The following is a 19,703-nucleotide window of genomic DNA, read 5'->3' as shown; positions in this document are numbered from 1 at the left end:
CTTTTGAATAGAAAGGAGGGAATGTTATGTCTTCATTTCAATTGCCAAAGCTTTCATATGACTATGATGAACTAGAGCCACATATCGATAGCAATACACTTTCCATTCATCATGGAAAGCACCATGCGACATACGTAAACAATTTAAATGCTACTTTAGAAAATTATACTGAATTACATAATAAATCTTTAGAAGAATTGCTATGTAATTTAGATGCTTTACCGAAGGAAATTGTTACAGCTGTACGAAATAACGGTGGTGGTCACTATTGTCATAGTCTTTTTTGGGAAGTGATGAGCCCACGAGGTGGCGGTGAGCCTAATGGAGACGTTGCAAAAGTAATTGATTATTATTTCAATACCTTTGACAACTTAAAAGATCAACTTTCCAAAGCAGCTATTAGTCGTTTTGGAAGTGGCTATGGATGGCTTGTTCTTGACGGTGAGGAACTCTCTGTTATGAGTACACCAAATCAAGATACGCCTTTGCAAGAAGGAAAAATCCCCTTACTCGTAATTGATGTATGGGAACATGCTTATTATTTAAAGTATCAAAATCGGCGCCCCGAGTTTGTTACCAACTGGTGGCATACAGTAAACTGGGACCAAGTAAACGAGAAGTATTTACAAGCAATTCAATCGCAAAAACATTAGTCGTACGTATAAGGTAAATTTGGTAATGTAAAATCAGTATTGTCGAAATCCTCCAGAATCCCCCGGATTGCCACCGGGGGATTTATGATTACTTCATTGTATTTATATAATGTTTTAAAACATTTTTTATTTCTATTTTCAGCTCTCGGAACAAAAATCCAAATTCACGAGCCTTTCCATTATGTAACGTACAGTTAGTTACCTCATTATAAGGAGCTATATTTTCCCCAGCTTCCTGGATAAGTGCTTTTATTCCCGTCTTCTCTTCTATGAAATGAATAATTTCTTCCGTAGAAACTACCCCGTTACTACAGGCGTTAATTGGTCCTTTCACATTTTCCATTCCGCACCAAGCTAGAAACTCTCCTGCCTCTTTTTCATGTATAAATGACAAATTTCCATCTACATGATCCACAACGATAGGGTTTTGGTTCACAACACATTCAACGTAAAATTGTAACCTTTTCGTATAATCATTTTCTCCAATAACAACTGGAAAACGCACTGCAACGACTGGGAATGTTGCATATTGAAATAAAACCGCTTCGGCTAATCGCTTTCCTTCACTATAATTAAAATCATTCCTATCTCCATATGTAATTGCATATTCGTATGGATTAAAGTCCTCTTCTAACAAGCTTAATGCAGGTTCATAGACAGCCATTGAAGATGTCATAATATACTTCTTCGTTTTTCCTTTCAAAACTTCACATACCATTTTCGCTGCATTTGAACTATAGCATAAATTATCGTATACAATATCATAACTTTTTCCTTCTAGACGCTCTTCTAGTAGTTTTCCATCTTCTCTATCGACAATTATTCTTTTTACTGCGTTACCAAAAGAATCTTCAGTAACTCCCCTCGTGGCAATTGTTACATCGTGTCCAGCTTGCAAAAGGTACTCTACTAAATGTTTACCAAAAAATCTTGTTCCTCCTAGCACCAACACTTTCTTCAATTTCATCATCCCCATTTTTGCAATTTATAAAATACTACTTCTTTTATTATAAAAGGCTATTATAAAAAAAAGCATGAAATCAGTTTAACGATTCCATGCTTTTATGCAGATAATATATTAACGGACTCTATATTTAAAAATACAATAACAAAAGTACAAAATAGAAATTACTGATACATAAACCCATAGTTCATATACAAATCCCTCTCCCCACACTCCCATAAAATAAAATAGTGAAGGTAAAGTCAATGTTACCCATGATTGTACGAAGGCGATTCGTCCGAGATATTGATTAATATTCTTTTTTTGTGTATTTAGCACAAAGAATAAGTACCAAAGTAATGCCCACATAAACCATGTTAACGCATTAACAACATCATGAAATTGAACAAATGAAACAACCATATAGAATAAGGCTATAATTGCTACCCAAATACAAAACCATCCTAGACCACTACTATCCATTCCCTTTATAAAAGTAACACCTACATATAAATAGGTTAATCCAAATAAGAAAGTAGCCGCATATGAATACACTGTCCAATTGCTTTGGTCAGAAATCATGATCAAATAAAACGGAATAATAATTTGTAGTGCACCCACAAATAAATTAAAAACACCCGCACTTTTCATCTCTGCTTTCCCTAATATAACAAGACTATTTAAAAATAAAGCTGCCCCTGAAAGTAATAATCCTACATAACCCATATATACTCGTGTGAAAATCTTTACCTTTCACACTTTTAACCTCCCCACACTATAAAGTGATACTTATATTATTTTTCTTCCCATTTAAAACTACATACATAATTTTTCATCTGTATAAGTCAGACCTCCTACCTTAAAAAGGAGCGAACTTAAAACGCTTTCAATAATAAATAATCCTATCAAAACATGAACTAGGATTCCTTGATTATAAACGGACTCTAGCGATGATACAAGTGTTGGAATACATTTCAATAATACGCTTTCAATTTCCATAAAAAATGAATAAAATAATACATTCCTCTATCTCATTCTACTACCTTCTAGCATAAGATATTGTAAAATCCTATCATTTTAAGAAAGGTTTGATATTTATGCCTCTTCATTATCCAAATCATTCTGTTTTTCACTCTACAGGTGTATTAACAAGAGAACCTGCAACTATTTCAGCGGTCATAAACATTGTAAATTTAGATGCATATTACGCTCACTATGTAAATATAGAAGTGTGGGATTGGTCTAATTATTCTAATCCTGTAAAGTTACCTGTATTAATTGGTGAAAATGCAGAAGTAGAATTCCCATATGTTTTACAAGGCAATCATCTCGCAGTCTTTTATGCTAATTTAGATGAAACTATTGATTTGTATGAAATACGTATTTCTTATCCCGCTCACTCCAATATTATTGCAAATTGTTTCGGACGAAGTCTCCCACCATATACAAGTCAAGAGGGAAACACAGTATATCACAAACAACTTGTTCGAATTCATTAATTCCTCCTATTATGTAATAGGTGGTGGTCCGTAATACATTCTTTCTTATGAGAAAATTGTATTACGGACCTAAAACGCGATAGTAACCCTTAACAGTTTTTGATTGTTTCAAATCCTCAATTTTGTATAAGGAATAGGCTTGAATCAAAACCTTTAATTTCTTTGTAACTACTCAGCCACCTTTCGGTGGCTTTTTTTAATTTTACTAGTTTCATATGCCTCCTATTTGTAAATACTGAGTATATCAAACAGGGGAGGTGAATATTATGGTCGATCGAAAAATTATTTTAGATACATATAAAAAAGGACCTGAAGCTGTTATTTCTTTATTTGAAGAAACATTTTCTAAATTAGAAAAACGTATACAAGAACTAGAAAATGCTTCAAAAAAAAACTCCAAAAATAGTCATAAGCCACCTTCTACAGATGGTTTAGGTAAGCCTGTTACAAAAAGTTTGCGCAAACCGTCTCATCGTCAAACCGGTGGCCAGTTAGGCCACAAGGGACATACTCTTGGTTTGACAGCGACTCCAGATCATACGATTACACATTCTCCTACATATTGTACTTGTTGTCATACTTCCTTGAACCACGAGCCTGTAAAAGGGTATCGCATTCGCCAAGTGTATGACTTACCACCTATTCAGATTGAAGTGACAGAACATAAAGTAGAACAGAAAGAATGCCCACATTGCCATTCTATCCAAGAAGCCCAATTTCCTTCGACAGTATCTCGTCCTGTTCAATATGGTCCAAATATAAAAAGACTGATTCCCTATTTAACGCATTATCAATGCATTTCTTTGAAGCGAACAAAAGAATTCTTTCAGGATTGTTTTGGACATTCTATAAGCGAAGGAACCCTGGTAAATCATACACAGGCTTTCGCTTCTCAATTGCAGCCATTCATAAAAAAAGTAACGGAAAAGATCCTGCAGTCTCCTATTGTCCATTTTGATGAAACCGGTATGCGTGTAGAAAACAAAACACAATGGTTACATACTGCCAGTACACCGGAGGTGACATTGCAACATATTCATCACAAACGCGGAAAAGAAGCAATGGATGCGGGCGGAATTTTACCGTCTTTTTCTGGAATTGCGATGCATGATGGTTGGAAATCGTATGATGCGTATACAGATTGCCGACATGTATTATGTAATGCCCATCTCTTACGAGATTTGCAAGGAATTATAGATAGTACGGGGCAAAAATGGGCGCAACAGATGCAGAAATTTCTCACGCAAGCTTTAACGCTGAAAAAACAATACAAAGGAAATCTGCCAAAAGTAAAGCAACAGCACCTGTTTACTGTTTATCAAGCTATATTGAAAGAACAACCAGTCTTTTCTACAGAATTAAAAAAGAAAAGAAAGCAGACGCCTGCTCAAAATTTATGGAATCGCTTCGTCAAATATGCTGACAGAATTCTAGCATTCTTAGAACATCCAGACATTCCATTTGATAATAATCAAGCGGAACGGGATATTCGAATGACGAAAGTCAAACAGAAAGTGTCTGGGACTTTCCGAAGTAAGAAAGGCGCAGAATCTTTTTGCCAGATACGAAGCTTTATGAGTACCATGAAAAAACAAAAACAATCTGTCTTACAAGCGATAGGACAAGTTATAGAAACCGGAACGGTTCCTTGGAATCGCACAACTTCATAAGAGAAATTCTCTGTTTGATTTAGATTCTTTCTCTTATTGGAGTCTTTTCTTTTTTATGTTTTCGAATGAAAACATGTATTTGGTATGCCCTTTTTCCTAATTAAGCTGAGTAGTTACATTTCTTTTAATAAATTTACATATGCTCGCTGAAATTGCTCTTGTGTTGCTGGCTGATCATAAAATAAAACTTTAATCAGTTGGGGTTTTACAGGCAGTTGATCCCTCATCTATATCCTTTCCGATAATTTTCCTTATTTATAACAATACCTTTGTAGCACTTTTCAATCTTTATTCACTTACTACTAGGCTATATTAAATACACTTTCGTTCTAAGACGAGAAATAGAGCGCATACTTAATAATCAATACCTTTACTAATATTGAAAGTATCGATTCCTACACGTGTTGCCAGTCAAATATTCCTATAAAACAGGGAACGTTCTTTTCTAGGTTAGGTAATAAACTTAATAAAAAATGAATATAAAAAATGACCTCTTGCTTTTAAGCAAAGGTCATTTTTTTATTCATCATTAAACTTCTAAATAGCCATTTTTATTATTTGATTGCCATTTCCAAGAATCTGCACACATCTCTTCTAATCCGCGTGTTGCCTCCCAGCCTAATTCACGCTTTGCTTTCGATGCATCAGCAAAACATACTGCCACATCACCTGGGCGACGCTCTGTGATTTTATAAGGAACTTTCTTGCCCGAAACTTTTTCAAATGCTTCAACCATCTCTAGTACACTATAGCCCATGCCTGTGCCCAGGTTATAAGCATCTACTCCTGTTGTACTCATTACTTTCTCAAGCGCCTTTACGTGACCATTTGCTAAGTCCACAACATGGATGTAATCACGGACTCCTGTTCCATCTTTCGTTGGATAGTCATTTCCGAATACACTTAATTCTTTTAACTTACCTACTGCTACTTGCGTTACATATGGCATTAAGTTATTTGGGATTCCATTTGGATCTTCTCCGATACGCCCACTTTCGTGTGCACCAAATGGATTGAAATAGCGAAGTAATGCGATACCCCATTCTGCATCTGCAAATGCTACATCACGCATAATTTGCTCAATCATTAATTTCGTTTGACCATATGGATTTGTTGCACTTAATGGAAACTCCTCCGTAATCGGTGACGTTTCCGGGATACCATATACAGTTGCAGATGAACTAAAGATCATCTTCTTTACATTATGTTTCTGCATTACTTCACATAGCACTAACGTGCTTGTAATGTTGTTATGATAATATGTTAATGGAATCGCTACTGACTCCCCTACAGCTTTAAATCCTGCAAAGTGAATAACTGCTTCAATTACATTTTCTTCAAAAATTGCGTCAAGCGCTTCGCGATTTAAAACATCTTCTTTATAAAACTTAAATTGTTTTCCTGTTATTTCTTTCACTCGATTTATGGATTCTACCGAGCTATTCGAAAGATTATCCACTACTATAACTTCGTAACCGCTATTTAGTAATTCTACACATGTATGACTACCAATATATCCTGCTCCACCTGTTACAAGTATTGCCATAATTATAGTCCTCCATATTTCATTCATTATAAACTTCTCAAAGTATATCACATATTTCTTATCCTATGTTTAACATGCGAACACAGAAACTTACATTTTATCCCATAATAATTTTATAACATATACGATTCTAATCAGGTAATAAAAAAAACGCCACATAATAAAAATTATGTGGCGTTTTTTTATTAAATTACGTAACAATATACACTTAGAAAATGCGCAAGACTACCTAATAATACAAAAACATGAAAAATTTCATGATGTCCCATATATTTAAACTCTAGCCATTTTGGCTTTGTGCCATAAATAAATCCACCAATTGTATAAAAAATGCCCCCAAGTACTAAGAAAACAATACCTCCTGTACTTAAATTCTCAGCTAACGGTGCAAAGAACAAAACAATTAACCAACCCATCGTAATATAAATTGCTGTCGATAACCATCTTGGACAATTAAACCAAAACATTTTAAACACAATACCACAAATCGCAGTTGCATAGACTAAACAAAATAATAGCAAACCACTTGCTGAATTTAATGTAATTAAGCAAAAGGGTGCATATGTACCTGCAATTAATATAAAAATCATAGAATGATCTAGCTTCCTAAAGAAGTAAATAACACGTTCATTGGCCACAACACTATGATACACAGCTGACGCCGCATAAAGGACCATCATTCCAATACCAAACAAAATAACAGCTGTAATTGCAGCAAATGATGGCATCTTAATAGAAACTTTCACAAGCATAGCTAATAAGGCAATAAATGATAAGATCGCTCCACCTAAGTGAGTAAATGCGTTAACTGGTTCCCTTACATAAGTATTCATAATAACACCCCTCATATAATTACATGTAGTTTTTATAACTACATGTAATTATATACACATTTCTTTTTAAGGTCAACATTTACAATTCATTTGTTTCGTAATACCATATTTAAAGATATATTAAACATTAAGTTCCACTAAGTTATAAAAGTGAGGGATTCTACGTGGAAAATATAAATGAATTACTTGAGACATTACATTTAGAAAAAAATATTAAACTTGAGGATATTCCAAATGTTGACTTATATGTAGACCAAGTTGTCCAACTATTTGAGAATACTTATGCAGATACAACGAGAACTGATGATGAAAAAGTATTAACAAAAACGATGATTAATAATTACGCAAAAGGGAAACTATTCATCCCTATCAAAAATAAAAAGTATTCAAAAGAGCATATGATTTTAATTAGCCTGATTTACCAATTAAAGGGAGCTCTCTCCATTAACGACATAAAAAGTTCATTAGAAAATATAAATGACTCCTTATTAAACGATGATTCATTTGAATTAAATGCGTTATATAAAAATTATCTTGCTCTTACTGCAAGCAATGTCGAAAACTTTAAACAAGACGTAAATAAACGTGTTACAGAAGTAAATAAGATTTCTTCCTTAGAAGGTACAAAGCTAGAAAAATTTCTACTATTAACATCCTTCGTGACTATGAGTAATATGTATAGACGTTTAGCAGAGCAACTAGTTGATGATTTGAAAAAATCATAAATAAAAAACTATCCACCTATTAAAGTGGATAGTTTTTTATTTACTTAATTGCCTCATGAACTTTTAATTGTTTCCCTTTAATCGTTGTAGTCTTCATGACTTTCAAGACAAGTGGTCCTTTTCCATTTAATATTTCAACGTAAGAAACGTTATCTTGTATCGTAATAATGCCTATATCTTCTGCTGTAACACCTTTAATTTTAGCAATTGTACCGACGAAATCTACCGCTCTAATTTTCTTTTTCTTCCCGCCATTAAAGTACAGCTTCATAATGCCTTTGTTTATGTCCGCATTTTTATCTTTCTTAATAATTGGTTTAGCATGTATCTTTTCTTCAAATGCAGCTTTCTCTTTCATAACTTCTTCTTTTGAAGGTCCAATTGCCTTTGGAATTTCAAAACCAATATAATCCTCAATCTCTTCTAAAAATCTATTTTCATATGGTGTTATAAATGTAATAGCTTTTCCACTATTTCCAGCTCGTCCCGTTCTTCCAGTACGATGTACATAGCTTTCTTTTTCAAGTGGAATATCATAATTAATAACATGTGTAATATTATCAATATCAATTCCTCTCGCAGCTACGTCTGTTGCTACTAAATAACGGAATTTTCCTTTTCTAAAATCATCCATGACTTCAAAACGATCTTCTTGTACCATACCACCATGTATTTTGTCACAAGGATAATTAGCTCGTTTTAGCTGTCTATATACATGATCTACATTTTCTTGTGTACGGCAGAAAATAATACAACTATCAGGATTCTCAATCATTGTTACATCTTTAAGTAGTGAAAACTTCTCGTCTTCTATCGCCTCAAAAAGAGTATGTTCAATTTTATCCGTTGTAATCCCAGCTGCTTTAATTTCAATATGAGTTGGTGAATTCATATATGTACGAGACAATTTTTCAACATCTTCTGGAAGTGTTGCTGAAAATAACATTGTCATTCTTTTTGTAGGTAATTCATCAATAATTGCCTCTACTTGATCGATAAAGCCCATATTTAGCATCTCATCTGCTTCATCAATAACTAAATACTTCAAACACTCTAAAGAAAGGGTACCCTTCTCAATATGATCCAATACACGACCAGGAGTCCCAACTACAATGTGTGTCTTTTGCTTTAATTCTAATTTTTGACGTGCAAATGGAGATTTCCCATAAACTGCCGCAGCCTTAATCCTTTTGAATCGACCTATATTTGTAATATCTTCTTTTACCTGCACCGCAAGCTCTCTCGTTGGTGTTAAAACTAATGCTTGTGGTTTATTCTCTTCCCACTCCACCATTTCACAAAGTGGAATACCAAATGAAGCTGTTTTTCCACTTCCAGTCTGAGACTTCACAACAAGATCCTTCTTTTGTAATGCGACTGGAATAACCTCACCTTGTACTTCTGTTGGATGATCATATCCTAACCCAGTAAGTGCCCTTACAATTTCCTTACTTAATTTATAATCAGAAAAACTTTTTTTACTCATATATTAACCTCATTTTATTATGTATTATTTTCTTTTTTATCTTTTGTATACGTTACTATTACCCTACTTATTATACTTGAAACCTTACATAAAAAGGTGGTTCATACCAGATTCCTCTTTTTATATAGAAATAAACCTTATCATTTCATATATTGTTCAACTAATTGATAACATCTTTTGCTCGTATTGTTAGCATTGACTCTTTCATGGTATCCTCCATCCCACTCCAAAAAAATAAAAAGAATACATACAACCTTATATAATTATCTCAATTTTTCAATCTTTACCATAAACGAACAATATAAATAAAAATACATTTTAAATTCGTTTTTAACGTTATTTTTCAGATGTAACATCTAGTTTTTCAAAAAATGTTAAGAAATCCTTTGACTTCTTAATAAAAATAATGTAAATTATCCTATGGACGAACATTTTTGATTAATAAAAATAAAATATTCGTATTTTAGGGGTGTAAATGATGGAAAACGTATTCGACTATGAAGATATTCAATTAATTCCTGCAAAATGTATTGTAAATAGCCGCTCTGAATGTGATACAACTGTCACTTTAGGAAAACATAAATTTAAATTACCTGTCGTGCCTGCAAATATGCAAACGATTATTGATGAAAGAATCGCAACTTATTTAGCTGAAAACAATTACTTCTATATCATGCATCGTTTCCAACCAGAGAAACGAATCTCATTCATTAGAGATATGCAATCACGTGGATTAATCGCTTCTATCAGCGTTGGTGTAAAAGAGGACGAATATGAATTCGTACAACAATTAGCTGCTGAGCAAATTACACCTGAATATATCACGATTGATATCGCACACGGTCATTCTAATGCTGTGATCAACATGATTCAACATATAAAAAAACATTTACCAGAGAGCTTCGTTATCGCTGGAAACGTTGGAACTCCAGAAGCGGTAAGAGAATTAGAAAATGCTGGTGCTGATGCAACAAAAGTTGGTATTGGACCTGGTAAAGTTTGTATTACTAAAATTAAAACAGGCTTCGGAACTGGTGGTTGGCAGCTAGCTGCACTTCGCTGGTGTGCAAAAGCTGCAAGTAAGCCAATTATCGCTGATGGTGGTATTCGTACACACGGCGACGTAGCTAAATCTATTCGATTTGGGGCAACTATGGTCATGATCGGTTCTCTATTCGCTGGTCACGAAGAGTCTCCAGGGGAAACAATCGAAAGAGATGGCAAACTTTATAAAGAATACTTCGGTTCTGCTTCTGAATTCCAAAAGGGTGAGAAGAAAAACGTTGAAGGTAAGAAAATGTTCGTTGAGCATAAAGGTTCTTTAGAAGATACGTTAATCGAAATGGAACAAGATCTTCAATCTTCTATCTCTTACGCTGGCGGAACAAAATTAGATGCTATTCGTACTGTAGATTATGTTGTCGTGAAAAACTCGATTTTCAACGGCGATAAAGTATATTAATTCTTAAATTTAAAAAGAAGGACAAGCATAAAAGTGCTTGTCCTTCTTTTTAATATATAAAAACATAAAATATTTTTATTTTACTGAATTTTCTAGTATCATGTTTTTAAATAGTCTTAATGAGGAGGAGATAGACTTGAAAAATGTAATGGAAAATCGCCTTAATCGCGCAGAGGTGCCTGCTGAACTAACATGGGATTTATCCGATTTGTATAATTCTGATGCCGAATGGCATACCGCATTAAACGTATTAGAAAATGATATACAGAAACTTGATACATTTAAAGGACGTTTACATACCAACTCCACAACTTTATTAAATTGCCTACTTTTAGAAGAAGAGCTTTTAATGAAGTTAACAAAACTGTATTCATATGCAAATTTAAAAGAATCTACTGATCGTACAAATCCAGTTATTCAAGCGAACTCTTCCAAAATTTCTGCTTTATGGACGAAAGTACATACTGCACTATCCTTTATCCATAATGAAATTCTCTCACTTGAAGAAGGAACAATTGAAAAATATTTAACTGACGAAACAAAACTTGAACCTTTCCGTAAGTCGTTACTAGAGATACTCAAAAAAAGGCAGCACACTCTCTCTCCTGAAACAGAAGAAGCACTTGCTGCACTTGGCGAAGTTCATAGTTCTCCATACAAAATTTACGGCATGACTAAATTGGCCGATATGGATTTCACTTCTATACAAGACGAACAAGGAAACGAACTCCCTGTTTCATTCTCATTATTTGAAAGCAAATATGAATTTTCTCCAAGCACATATATACGTCGAAAAGCATATTCATCATTTGTTTCCACACTAAAACAATATAAAAATACAATTGCCACAACATATGCTACTGAAGTTAAAAAACAAGTAACACTTTCTCGTTTACGTAAATATGAATCCGTTACCCATATGCTATTAGAACCACAAAGAGTTCCACTTGAAATGTATAACAACCAACTTGATATTATTTATAAAGAATTAGCACCTCATATGCGCCGTTTTGCAGATTTAAAAAAGAAAGTATTAGGACTCGATCAAATGCTTTTCTGCGACTTACATGCACCTTTAGATCCCGAATTTAATCCAGCTATTACTTATGAAGAAGCAGGCACGCTCATTCAAGATTCTTTAAAAGTATTAGGCGATGAATATAGTTCAATAATCCAAAAAGGATTCAAAGAAAGATGGGTAGATCTTGCAGATAACGTAGGCAAATCAACCGGGGCATTTTGCTCAAGTCCATACGGCTCTCATCCCTATATTTTAATTACATGGCAAAATACGATGCGTGGATGCTTCACATTAGCACATGAATTTGGACATGCTGGTCATTTCTATTTAGCAAATAAAAACCAACGTATCATGAACGTACGCCCATCTATGTACTTTGTTGAAGCACCATCAACTATGAATGAATTACTATTAGCTCAGCATTTACTAGCGACTACTGACGATAAGAGAATGCGCAGATGGGTCATTCTACAACTACTCGGCACATATTATCACAACTTTGTTACTCATTTACTTGAGGGTGAATATCAACGTAGGGTATATGCTCTAGCAGAAGAAGGACAGGCCCTTACAGCTACAACTTTAACTGAAATTAAAACAAATGTCCTTTCGACATTCTGGGGAGATTCTGTAGAAATCGATGAAGGTGCGGGCTTAACTTGGATGCGTCAGCCTCATTATTATATGGGTCTATATTCTTACACATATTCCGCAGGCCTCACTACAGCTACTGCAATAGCTCAAATGATTAAAGCGGAAGGACAACCTGCTATTGATCGCTGGTTAAATGTGCTTCGCGCTGGTGGTACAATGAAACCACTTGAACTAATGAAACATGCCGGAGTAGATATGTCAAAATCAGATGCAATCCGTAAAGCTGTTTCTTACGTTGGTTCATTAATTGATGAATTAGAGCATTCTTATCAAGAATAAAAAATAAGCCCTCGCTTTATGAGGGCTTATTTCATATTTACTTCCCAAACCTTTTACGATATCCACATTTCCTACAAAGCTCTTCAACCGCAACTCTTTTTGAAAATCCATCGACAATGTTTGTTGCTCTTTCACCTTCTATAATGTTAGAAAATGAATCATTATTAATATTTCCAAGGTTAATAATCCCTTCACCATCTAAACAACAAGGAATAACCGTCCCATTCGCTAAAATCCCTGCCTGATTACGAAGTCCATGACAAAATCCTTTCCCATCATCCTCTTCTTCATGTAATGCTGGCCACTGGAATTCATAGTCTTGATTAATAAAGACACGTTCTGCAATTTTTATACCTTTTCCTGGTGTAAGCTTCTCTTCAATCTGATAAGATAGATCAAATTCATTTTCAATTATGGATAATAACTCTCTATTTTTCTGGATTTCAGCATTTGTTTTATTATCCTGAGTTAAATTCCATAACCTTAACGATACAATTAAATCTGATTGACTTGTCGCTTCCCTAATGAAGGAAAGTATACTCCTTACATAGCCCTCTTTATCTTGCGAACCTGGGTGTCCATCAAAACTATGCAGTGAAAAATTCATTTGTCTTAACGCGGGCTTATTTAACAGCCTATGCCTTCTCTTATTAATTAACGTTCCGTTCGTTGTAATATTAACTTTAAACCCTTTTTCATGACTTAAGTCTAATAGCTGATCTATTTTCGGATGGAGCAACGGCTCACCCTTCACGTGCAAATAAATGTAGTCTGTGTGAGGTTTAATTTGGTCTAATCTTTTAGCAAAATCCTCTACAGAAATGAATTGCTTCTGCCTTTCCGTCGGCGGACAAAAGCTACACGCAAGATTACACACACTCGTAATCTCCAAGTAAAACTTCTTAAACTTCTTCACCTTTAATTCCTCACTTCTCTAACTACTTATACTTTTTCCTCTTCATATTACAGCATATTTTTATAGAAATAGAAACATACTTATTTTAGGAAATGTACATACCATCTAATAATGTTTAAAAGACCATCGGTAATTTTTGTCCAATGGTCTTTCCCACTATTAATTATCTTTAACCTCTTTTACATACTCCCATGTTTCACCTTGATCTTTTGATTGATAAAGTATACTACTATTACCATTGTAGTCTCCATCTGCTCCTTGCCCTACTAGCATGTTAAAAACTCCATCCTTCTCATAAGGCATATTAGGAAAATCAAACGGATTTATTGCCTGTCCACTTTCTAGTTTCACTTCATAATTTGTATAGCTCAACTTTTTAAAAGTTATACCCCCATCATCTGTACGGTATAACCTCCCTTCATTTCCAGAGGGTCTGGCTGCCCTTAAAAATCCGAGCTTTTCATTAAAAAAGATGATTCCTGATGCACTACCTACCGCTTCATTGAACGGGTCTTCATTTATAACTCCCCATGTTTCCCCTCCATCAATTGTCTTGCTTAGTGAATAAAAGGTGCTCCCTAATGCTTTATCTGTGACATCTAGTTTATAACCAACTTCTTTTGAAAAGTAAAATTGCTCATTATTATTAGTTAAATTCTTCTTTTTCTTTTTAGAACTACTTTCCTTACTCCAATTTGGGTCACCTAGTAAATTATATCTAGCAGGTACTACCTCTTTCTCTTTTCCAGGGATAAATATAGATACCGTATATCCAATTATTTCGGACTTTGCTTCTTCAAGCTTCTCTAATTTCCCATCTTTATTAATATTAATAATTCCTTCTCTGTTGTAACCCCAGTTCCTTTTCCCATAATAGACCAGCCCATACTTATCTTCATTCCACTTACTTACAGTTTGTTTAACTGGAATGGCTTGAACTGTTTTAATTAAAGGTTTTACTAATTTATCTTCATTATAATCAGCGTTAACATACCCATTTAATCCTACAAAAATATCTTTTGATTTATTTTTATTATAAGATATTAAGTAGCTTTCCTCTTTTCCAGCAGCATTTTTCCCATAAAGAAAAGTATCAAATGATGTAATTGTTCCATCTGATTTAAATTCCAAAGTAAAATCATCCGACATATATAACTTCTTTGGCAAAGTATATTTCTTATTTATATCTTCAAAAATGCCCTCTACACCATACTTATATATATTATCACGCTCAAGTTTAACTGATCTTTCGTTTTTTACGCTTTCTATAAACCATGCTAGTTTACCGCCATAATTCGTTGCACTTTTATAAATTTTTATCCCATAAAAAGACGTTATAAGGATAAGTATTAGAACAGAAATGTATTTCCATCCCTTTACATTTAATAATTTGGATGATTCGCGTTCCCTATTTTTCACAATTTTAATTGTAGTAAATATAATGATAAGTATTAGAAATGCTATAGATAATAACCAAATATAAATATTATTATTCATTCTCCCATACATACATAATAAAGCTAACTCATAACAAAAAATCCAGTATACGATTATTACTAATGGATTTTTTAGTAATGATGCCAATATTTTTTTCATATCTTCCTTAAATATGTTAATCCCCCCTAATTACATCTAATACTTCTTTTTTCCTATATTGAGTATACTTGATTTCACCAGGCACTTGCATACCCCCATATTTACTGTACATCTTCATTACATATCGGTTAAATCTAAAATAATAAAATGCGTATAAAAAAGCACTCTATCTTGTAAAGATAAGTGCTTTTTTCTTGATTATATTTTTTATTCAATATACAGCCAATAATACTTCATGTTGGTACACAAGGCATGATTAATTTCGGATCAATATTTATGATACAGTTCACCGTAACTAATCTAAATAAGTTTAATTTTTATTATCTTTATAATTAAATTTAACAAAAAAGGTAGTGCCTTCCGATCCTGTTTGAATTTCTATTTTTGCATTATGGCGGGCAGCAATGGCATAACATACACCTAACCCCAATCCAGTTCCATTATCTTTGGTCGTGTAAAATGGCGTACCCAGTTTCTCTAAGACTTCAGGCCTGATACCTTTTCCTTGATCGTGCACTGCAAGCACCACACAATTTTGACCTTCCTTGTAGGTGCTAATGGTTAGAACTTTCCCTGTATTCATCGCTTCTAAGCCATTACGATATAGATTCATTAATAATTGCCGTATCTCATTACGATTTAAAAGTAATTCCGGAATGTCATTTGTATCGACTTGAATATATTTATTTTGATTATACGTATCAATCTTTATTAAAGGGATAATATCGCGGATAATTGAATTTAAATCTAACATCTGCAAATCTAATTTCCTTGTATTACCCATTGAGAGAAATTCAGTAATAATAGAATTGGCACGGTTAAGTTCTTCAATCATTAAATGAAAGTACTTATTATGTTTCTCATAGGTATTCTCTTCTTTTAATAACTGCAAAAATCCTAGTACCGTTGTCATTGGATTTCTAATTTCATGGCTGATACCTGCTGCCATTTGCCCTATTAAATCAATGTTAGATAATCTTTTCAATTCCTGTTCATATTTCTTTTTTTCCGTTATGTTTTTAAAAATACAGCAAATACCATCATCATACGGGTATGCAATAACTTCGTGCCAATATTCATCTGCAGTAGAAAGAAATTCGAAATGAACTGTAGTTCGCTCTGACATCGCACGATGAAATTCCTTATACATAACTGTGTCGATGTCACTCGGGAAAACATCCCATATATTCTTTCCTAATACATCTTTTGCTGTTTTTCTTTGCGGAAAATATTGGTGCTTATTTACGTACGTAAATTCCCATTTATTATTTAAAGTAAAGAATCCATCCGTAATACATTCAATCACACTTGTAACTTTTTCATTAGCAGCAGCTAGCTCTCCCGTTCGCTCTTTCACTATGCTTTCTAGTTGATCCATATATAACAAATTTGAAAACGTAGGGGCTGTGGCATCAACGATAGATTTTGCTAGTTGAATTTGAGAATTATCGTAATTGTGAGCTTTTCCTTCTTTGCCAACGACGATTACCCCTAATACTTCTCCCACTGAAACCAATGGAATCATCAATAGATCCTTACTATCTATATTTTTTGTTTGAATAACCTCTTGGATCTTGGCTTCATAGCTTTTCTCTGTCCGATCCGCTTCTGTCCAATCACAGCCCTTACTTAATTTCGTTGTTTTAATCGTTGTTTTGTCTAGCGGATCTAGAAGATGGACAGTCATATTTTTACTCTCTAAAATCTGTTCTAAGTAAAAAAAGCATTTATCAAAACTCTCCTGTATCGAAGAACACATTGATAAATCACGGGTAACATTTAGTAACAGCTGCTTCTCAGCAATAAGGTTTTCCTTTTGTGTTAAATTATTTGCGTTTTGAATTGCGACCGCGGCCATATTTACATAAGCTTCAACACTTTGAATTTCTGAATCTGTTAAGTTCATCGGAATCCCATAATCAAATAAAAAAACCAGACCAAATAACTCTTGCCTAAATGAGATAGGCAGAGCTAATAAGGACTTAATTTTAAACGCATCAACTGGTCTCGGATCTGGTCGATGATCCTTTGAGGTATCAGGAATATAGATGGTTTTTTTCGTTTCAATAACTTCTTTTGCCAGTAAGTCTATTTCAGGATCAATTACCTGAGTATCGAGCGTTACGCCATTTATGGTCTCTGGTTTTCCTGCAAACCCTCTAAATGTTCCATCTTCCTGTGGTAAATAAATTCCAACAGCATCGCACCTAACAATCTCCTCTGATATCGCCATTGTCACACGCTGCAATACTTCACGTAGTTCTAATTTCGTATTTATTATTTTTGTTATATTCGCGAGCCTAGAATATCTCGTCTGATCACTTACCATTCACATAGCCTCCAGTTATAGGCATAATAAAATAAATATGATAATATCAGTGTCTTACCTTTATTTTACATAGAATATCTTACTTATGATACGGTTCCCCACGATTAATCCGAAACGCTCTATACACTTGTTCAAGCAATACTAATCGCATTAATTGGTGTGGTAATGTCATCTTTGAAAAAGAAAGTGATTCGTTTGAACGCTTCATCACTTCTGAACTTAGTCCGAGTGATCCACCAATTACAAATGCGACTTTACTCTTTCCGTATGTAGCAAGGCGATCTAGACTTACCGCAAATTCTTCTGATGACTTTTGCTTTCCTTCTATAGCTAATGCAATCACATGCGTGTCATCAGAAATTTTATCCAGTATACGTATACCTTCTTTTTCCTTTACAATTAACATTTCTGCTTCACTTAAATTTTCTGGCGCCTTTTCATCGGGCAATTCAATTACTTCTACTTTTGCGTATGCTGATAATCGTTTTAAGTATTCTGCTATACCTTGTTTCAAATATTTTTCTTTTAATTTCCCAATTGAAATAATCGAGATATTCACACGTATCATCCACCTTACAAACATGTTATCCACAAAACTTATCCACATATCCACAAACACTACCCACATATTGTGTGAGAATCTGTGTTCGATACAACATATGTCGCCTCATTTTGACAAAATTCACATGTTTTTTTCTCTTTTTCTGAGTTATCCACATTGTTGATAACCGGCGCAACTTCACACTCATCCACAATAATATCTAACGCTAATTCAACATGTTCTAAACAACAAGGTAAATTCATTTTCTTCACCTCACTTTTCTACAATAGAAAACAGGAGGTAGGCCCTCCTGTTTTTAATACTTTTGAATGCCTAATTTCACTGTTGTTGTTACTCTTTTTGTACCACGATAAAACGTAAGAGTCATTTTATCATTAATTTCCTTATCATATAAGGCCGTGCGGAATCCAATAATATCGCGAATCGGTTTTCCATCTACTGCCACAATAACATCATGTTCTCTTAAACCAGCATCTGCGCCTGGCGAAGGACTTTTCACATCCAAAATACAAACTCCTTCTGTTACAGTACCTGGTAAATGTAATGTTTTTGACCAATAATAGTTTGGAATTTCATTTAATGACCTAAGTTCAATCCCAACATACGGCCTTCTTACTTTTCCATACTTCTCAAGTTCATTCATAATCGGAACAGCCCTAGTCACCGGAATAGCAAGTCCGATTCCTTCTACTTCTTTTGCAGCAATTTTCATTGAATTAATACCAATTAATTGTCCTGCTGCATTTACAAGCGCACCGCCACTATTCCCCGGATTAATCGCCGCATCCGTTTGTAACACTTCTACTTGCCAATCATAGTGTCCATCTTGATCTAAATCTACAGGGACAATACGTTCATTAGCTGAAATAATACCTTGTGTAACAGTTCCAGAGAATTGCAGTCCGAGTGGATTTCCAATCGCAATGACTGGCTCTCCTCTGCGAACAGTATTAGAATCGCCGATTTCAATTATTTTTTTCACATGCTTTGCATCTATTTCTAATACAGCTAAATCTGTGACTACATCGGTTCCTAATACTTTTCCAGGAACCTTCTTACCGTCACTTAAACTTACTTCAATACGATTCGCTCCAGCTACAACATGATTATTCGTTACAATATAAGCTTGACCATTTGTCTTTTTATAAATTACTCCTGATCCTGTACCAGCCTCTGAATCTGCCTCTGAAAAGTTATCTCGTTGAATGTTAATAACGCCCACAACAGCTTCAGATGCACGGTCAACAGCATCTACAAAGCTAATCTGTTTAATTCCTTGAGCTTCGGCCATATTACTTCCGCTTGCTTCAGCTTGCGGAAGCGTATCAGCAGAATTTGAAAATAAAGGAGCTCCAAACGCAAATAAAGAAGCTCCTACAATTGTTCCCGCTATACTAGAAAGAACTATACCTTTATGCTTCTTTTTCCCTGCACGTTTCATACGATAATTTTCTTCATCAATAAAGGACATATTTGTTCACCCATCTTCCTGAAAACAACTATATTCACCTTTATTGTTTACTAAAATG

The 19,703-nt window shown here is 34.2% G+C and carries 17 protein-coding genes; 6 read left to right on the top strand and 11 right to left on the bottom strand.

What is annotated here, in order from left to right:
* The first annotated feature begins 26 nt into the window (after positions 1 to 26).
* On the top strand, positions 27 to 653 hold the full coding sequence (gene sodA, locus MHI28_RS18370; protein ID WP_000094037.1) for a superoxide dismutase [Mn]: 627 nt from the start codon (positions 27 to 29) through the stop codon (positions 651 to 653).
* A gap of 88 nt (positions 654 to 741) precedes the next feature.
* Here sodA and MHI28_RS18365 read toward each other — a convergent pair whose 3' ends face one another.
* Together MHI28_RS18365 and MHI28_RS18360 are read right to left on the bottom strand one after the other, a co-directional pair.
* On the bottom strand, positions 742 to 1,629 hold the full coding sequence (locus tag MHI28_RS18365) for an NAD-dependent epimerase/dehydratase family protein (RefSeq protein ID WP_003310130.1): 888 nt from the start codon (positions 1,627 to 1,629) through the stop codon (positions 742 to 744).
* Positions 1,630 to 1,731: 102 nt separating this feature from the next.
* Positions 1,732 to 2,322, bottom strand: coding sequence for an AmiS/UreI family transporter (locus MHI28_RS18360; RefSeq protein WP_000542567.1), 591 nt, complete (start codon positions 2,320 to 2,322; stop codon positions 1,732 to 1,734).
* Positions 2,323 to 2,693: 371 nt separating this feature from the next.
* Here MHI28_RS18360 and MHI28_RS18355 point away from each other — a divergent pair, with 371 nt between their 5' ends.
* Together MHI28_RS18355 and tnpC are read left to right on the top strand one after the other, a co-directional pair.
* Positions 2,694 to 3,095: a hypothetical protein gene (locus MHI28_RS18355; RefSeq protein ID WP_001128270.1), complete on the top strand. Its 402-nt coding sequence runs from the start codon at positions 2,694 to 2,696 to the stop codon at positions 3,093 to 3,095.
* A 266-nt stretch (positions 3,096 to 3,361) separates the two neighbouring features.
* Positions 3,362 to 4,765: an IS66 family transposase gene (gene tnpC, locus MHI28_RS18350; protein ID WP_340828062.1), complete on the top strand. Its 1,404-nt coding sequence runs from the start codon at positions 3,362 to 3,364 to the stop codon at positions 4,763 to 4,765.
* Positions 4,766 to 5,294: 529 nt separating this feature from the next.
* Here tnpC and galE read toward each other — a convergent pair.
* Together galE and trhA are read right to left on the bottom strand one after the other, a co-directional pair.
* Positions 5,295 to 6,311, bottom strand: coding sequence for a UDP-glucose 4-epimerase GalE (gene galE, locus MHI28_RS18345; RefSeq protein WP_000996551.1), 1,017 nt, complete (start codon positions 6,309 to 6,311; stop codon positions 5,295 to 5,297).
* 185 nt (positions 6,312 to 6,496) lie between these two features.
* Positions 6,497 to 7,144, bottom strand: a complete 648-nt coding sequence (gene trhA / locus MHI28_RS18340; protein WP_001099726.1) for a PAQR family membrane homeostasis protein TrhA — start codon at positions 7,142 to 7,144, stop codon at positions 6,497 to 6,499.
* 164 nt (positions 7,145 to 7,308) lie between these two features.
* Here trhA and MHI28_RS18335 point away from each other — a divergent pair, with 164 nt between their 5' ends.
* Positions 7,309 to 7,869 (top strand): DUF1836 domain-containing protein, encoded by a 561-nt coding sequence (locus MHI28_RS18335; protein WP_000427875.1) that lies wholly within the window; start codon positions 7,309 to 7,311, stop codon positions 7,867 to 7,869.
* 40 nt (positions 7,870 to 7,909) lie between these two features.
* Here MHI28_RS18335 and MHI28_RS18330 read toward each other — a convergent pair whose 3' ends face one another.
* Positions 7,910 to 9,355: a DEAD/DEAH box helicase gene (locus MHI28_RS18330; RefSeq protein WP_000039346.1), complete on the bottom strand. Its 1,446-nt coding sequence runs from the start codon at positions 9,353 to 9,355 to the stop codon at positions 7,910 to 7,912.
* Positions 9,356 to 9,833: 478 nt separating this feature from the next.
* Here MHI28_RS18330 and guaC point away from each other — a divergent pair, with 478 nt between their 5' ends.
* Together guaC and pepF are read left to right on the top strand one after the other, a co-directional pair.
* Positions 9,834 to 10,817, top strand: coding sequence for a GMP reductase (guaC, locus tag MHI28_RS18325; protein WP_000432438.1), 984 nt, complete (start codon positions 9,834 to 9,836; stop codon positions 10,815 to 10,817).
* Positions 10,818 to 10,953: 136 nt separating this feature from the next.
* Positions 10,954 to 12,771, top strand: a complete 1,818-nt coding sequence (pepF, locus tag MHI28_RS18320) for an oligoendopeptidase F (RefSeq protein ID WP_000800232.1) — start codon at positions 10,954 to 10,956, stop codon at positions 12,769 to 12,771.
* 37 nt (positions 12,772 to 12,808) lie between these two features.
* Here the strand turns inward: pepF and MHI28_RS18315 are convergent, their stop codons facing one another.
* From MHI28_RS18315 to MHI28_RS18290, 6 genes are all read right to left on the bottom strand, one after another.
* A complete protein-coding gene (locus MHI28_RS18315) occupies positions 12,809 to 13,687 on the bottom strand; it encodes a radical SAM/SPASM domain-containing protein (RefSeq protein WP_000713633.1) in 879 nt (292 codons plus the stop codon).
* Between the two features lie 159 nt (positions 13,688 to 13,846).
* Positions 13,847 to 15,283 carry a WD40/YVTN/BNR-like repeat-containing protein gene (locus MHI28_RS18310; RefSeq protein WP_000721638.1) on the bottom strand — a complete coding sequence of 479 codons (1,437 nt, stop codon included), beginning with the start codon at positions 15,281 to 15,283 and terminating at the stop codon, positions 13,847 to 13,849.
* Positions 15,284 to 15,593: 310 nt separating this feature from the next.
* Positions 15,594 to 17,612: a GAF domain-containing sensor histidine kinase gene (locus tag MHI28_RS18305; RefSeq protein ID WP_000253122.1), complete on the bottom strand. Its 2,019-nt coding sequence runs from the start codon at positions 17,610 to 17,612 to the stop codon at positions 15,594 to 15,596.
* Between the two features lie 79 nt (positions 17,613 to 17,691).
* Entirely contained in the window at positions 17,692 to 18,171 is a 480-nt protein-coding gene (gene rlmH / locus MHI28_RS18300) for a 23S rRNA (pseudouridine(1915)-N(3))-methyltransferase RlmH (protein WP_001027003.1), read from the bottom strand.
* Between the two features lie 59 nt (positions 18,172 to 18,230).
* Entirely contained in the window at positions 18,231 to 18,416 is a 186-nt protein-coding gene (locus MHI28_RS18295) for a CxxH/CxxC protein (protein ID WP_001052827.1), read from the bottom strand.
* A gap of 53 nt (positions 18,417 to 18,469) precedes the next feature.
* Positions 18,470 to 19,645: a S1C family serine protease gene (locus MHI28_RS18290; RefSeq protein ID WP_000008032.1), complete on the bottom strand. Its 1,176-nt coding sequence runs from the start codon at positions 19,643 to 19,645 to the stop codon at positions 18,470 to 18,472.
* Between the last annotated feature and the right edge of the window lie 58 nt (positions 19,646 to 19,703).

This window comes from Bacillus sp. FSL K6-0268, from assembly GCF_038005425.1.
GTDB lineage: Bacteria > Bacillota > Bacilli > Bacillales > Bacillaceae_G > Bacillus_A > Bacillus_A thuringiensis_S.
This window is presented reverse-complemented; position numbering and strand designations above follow the sequence as displayed.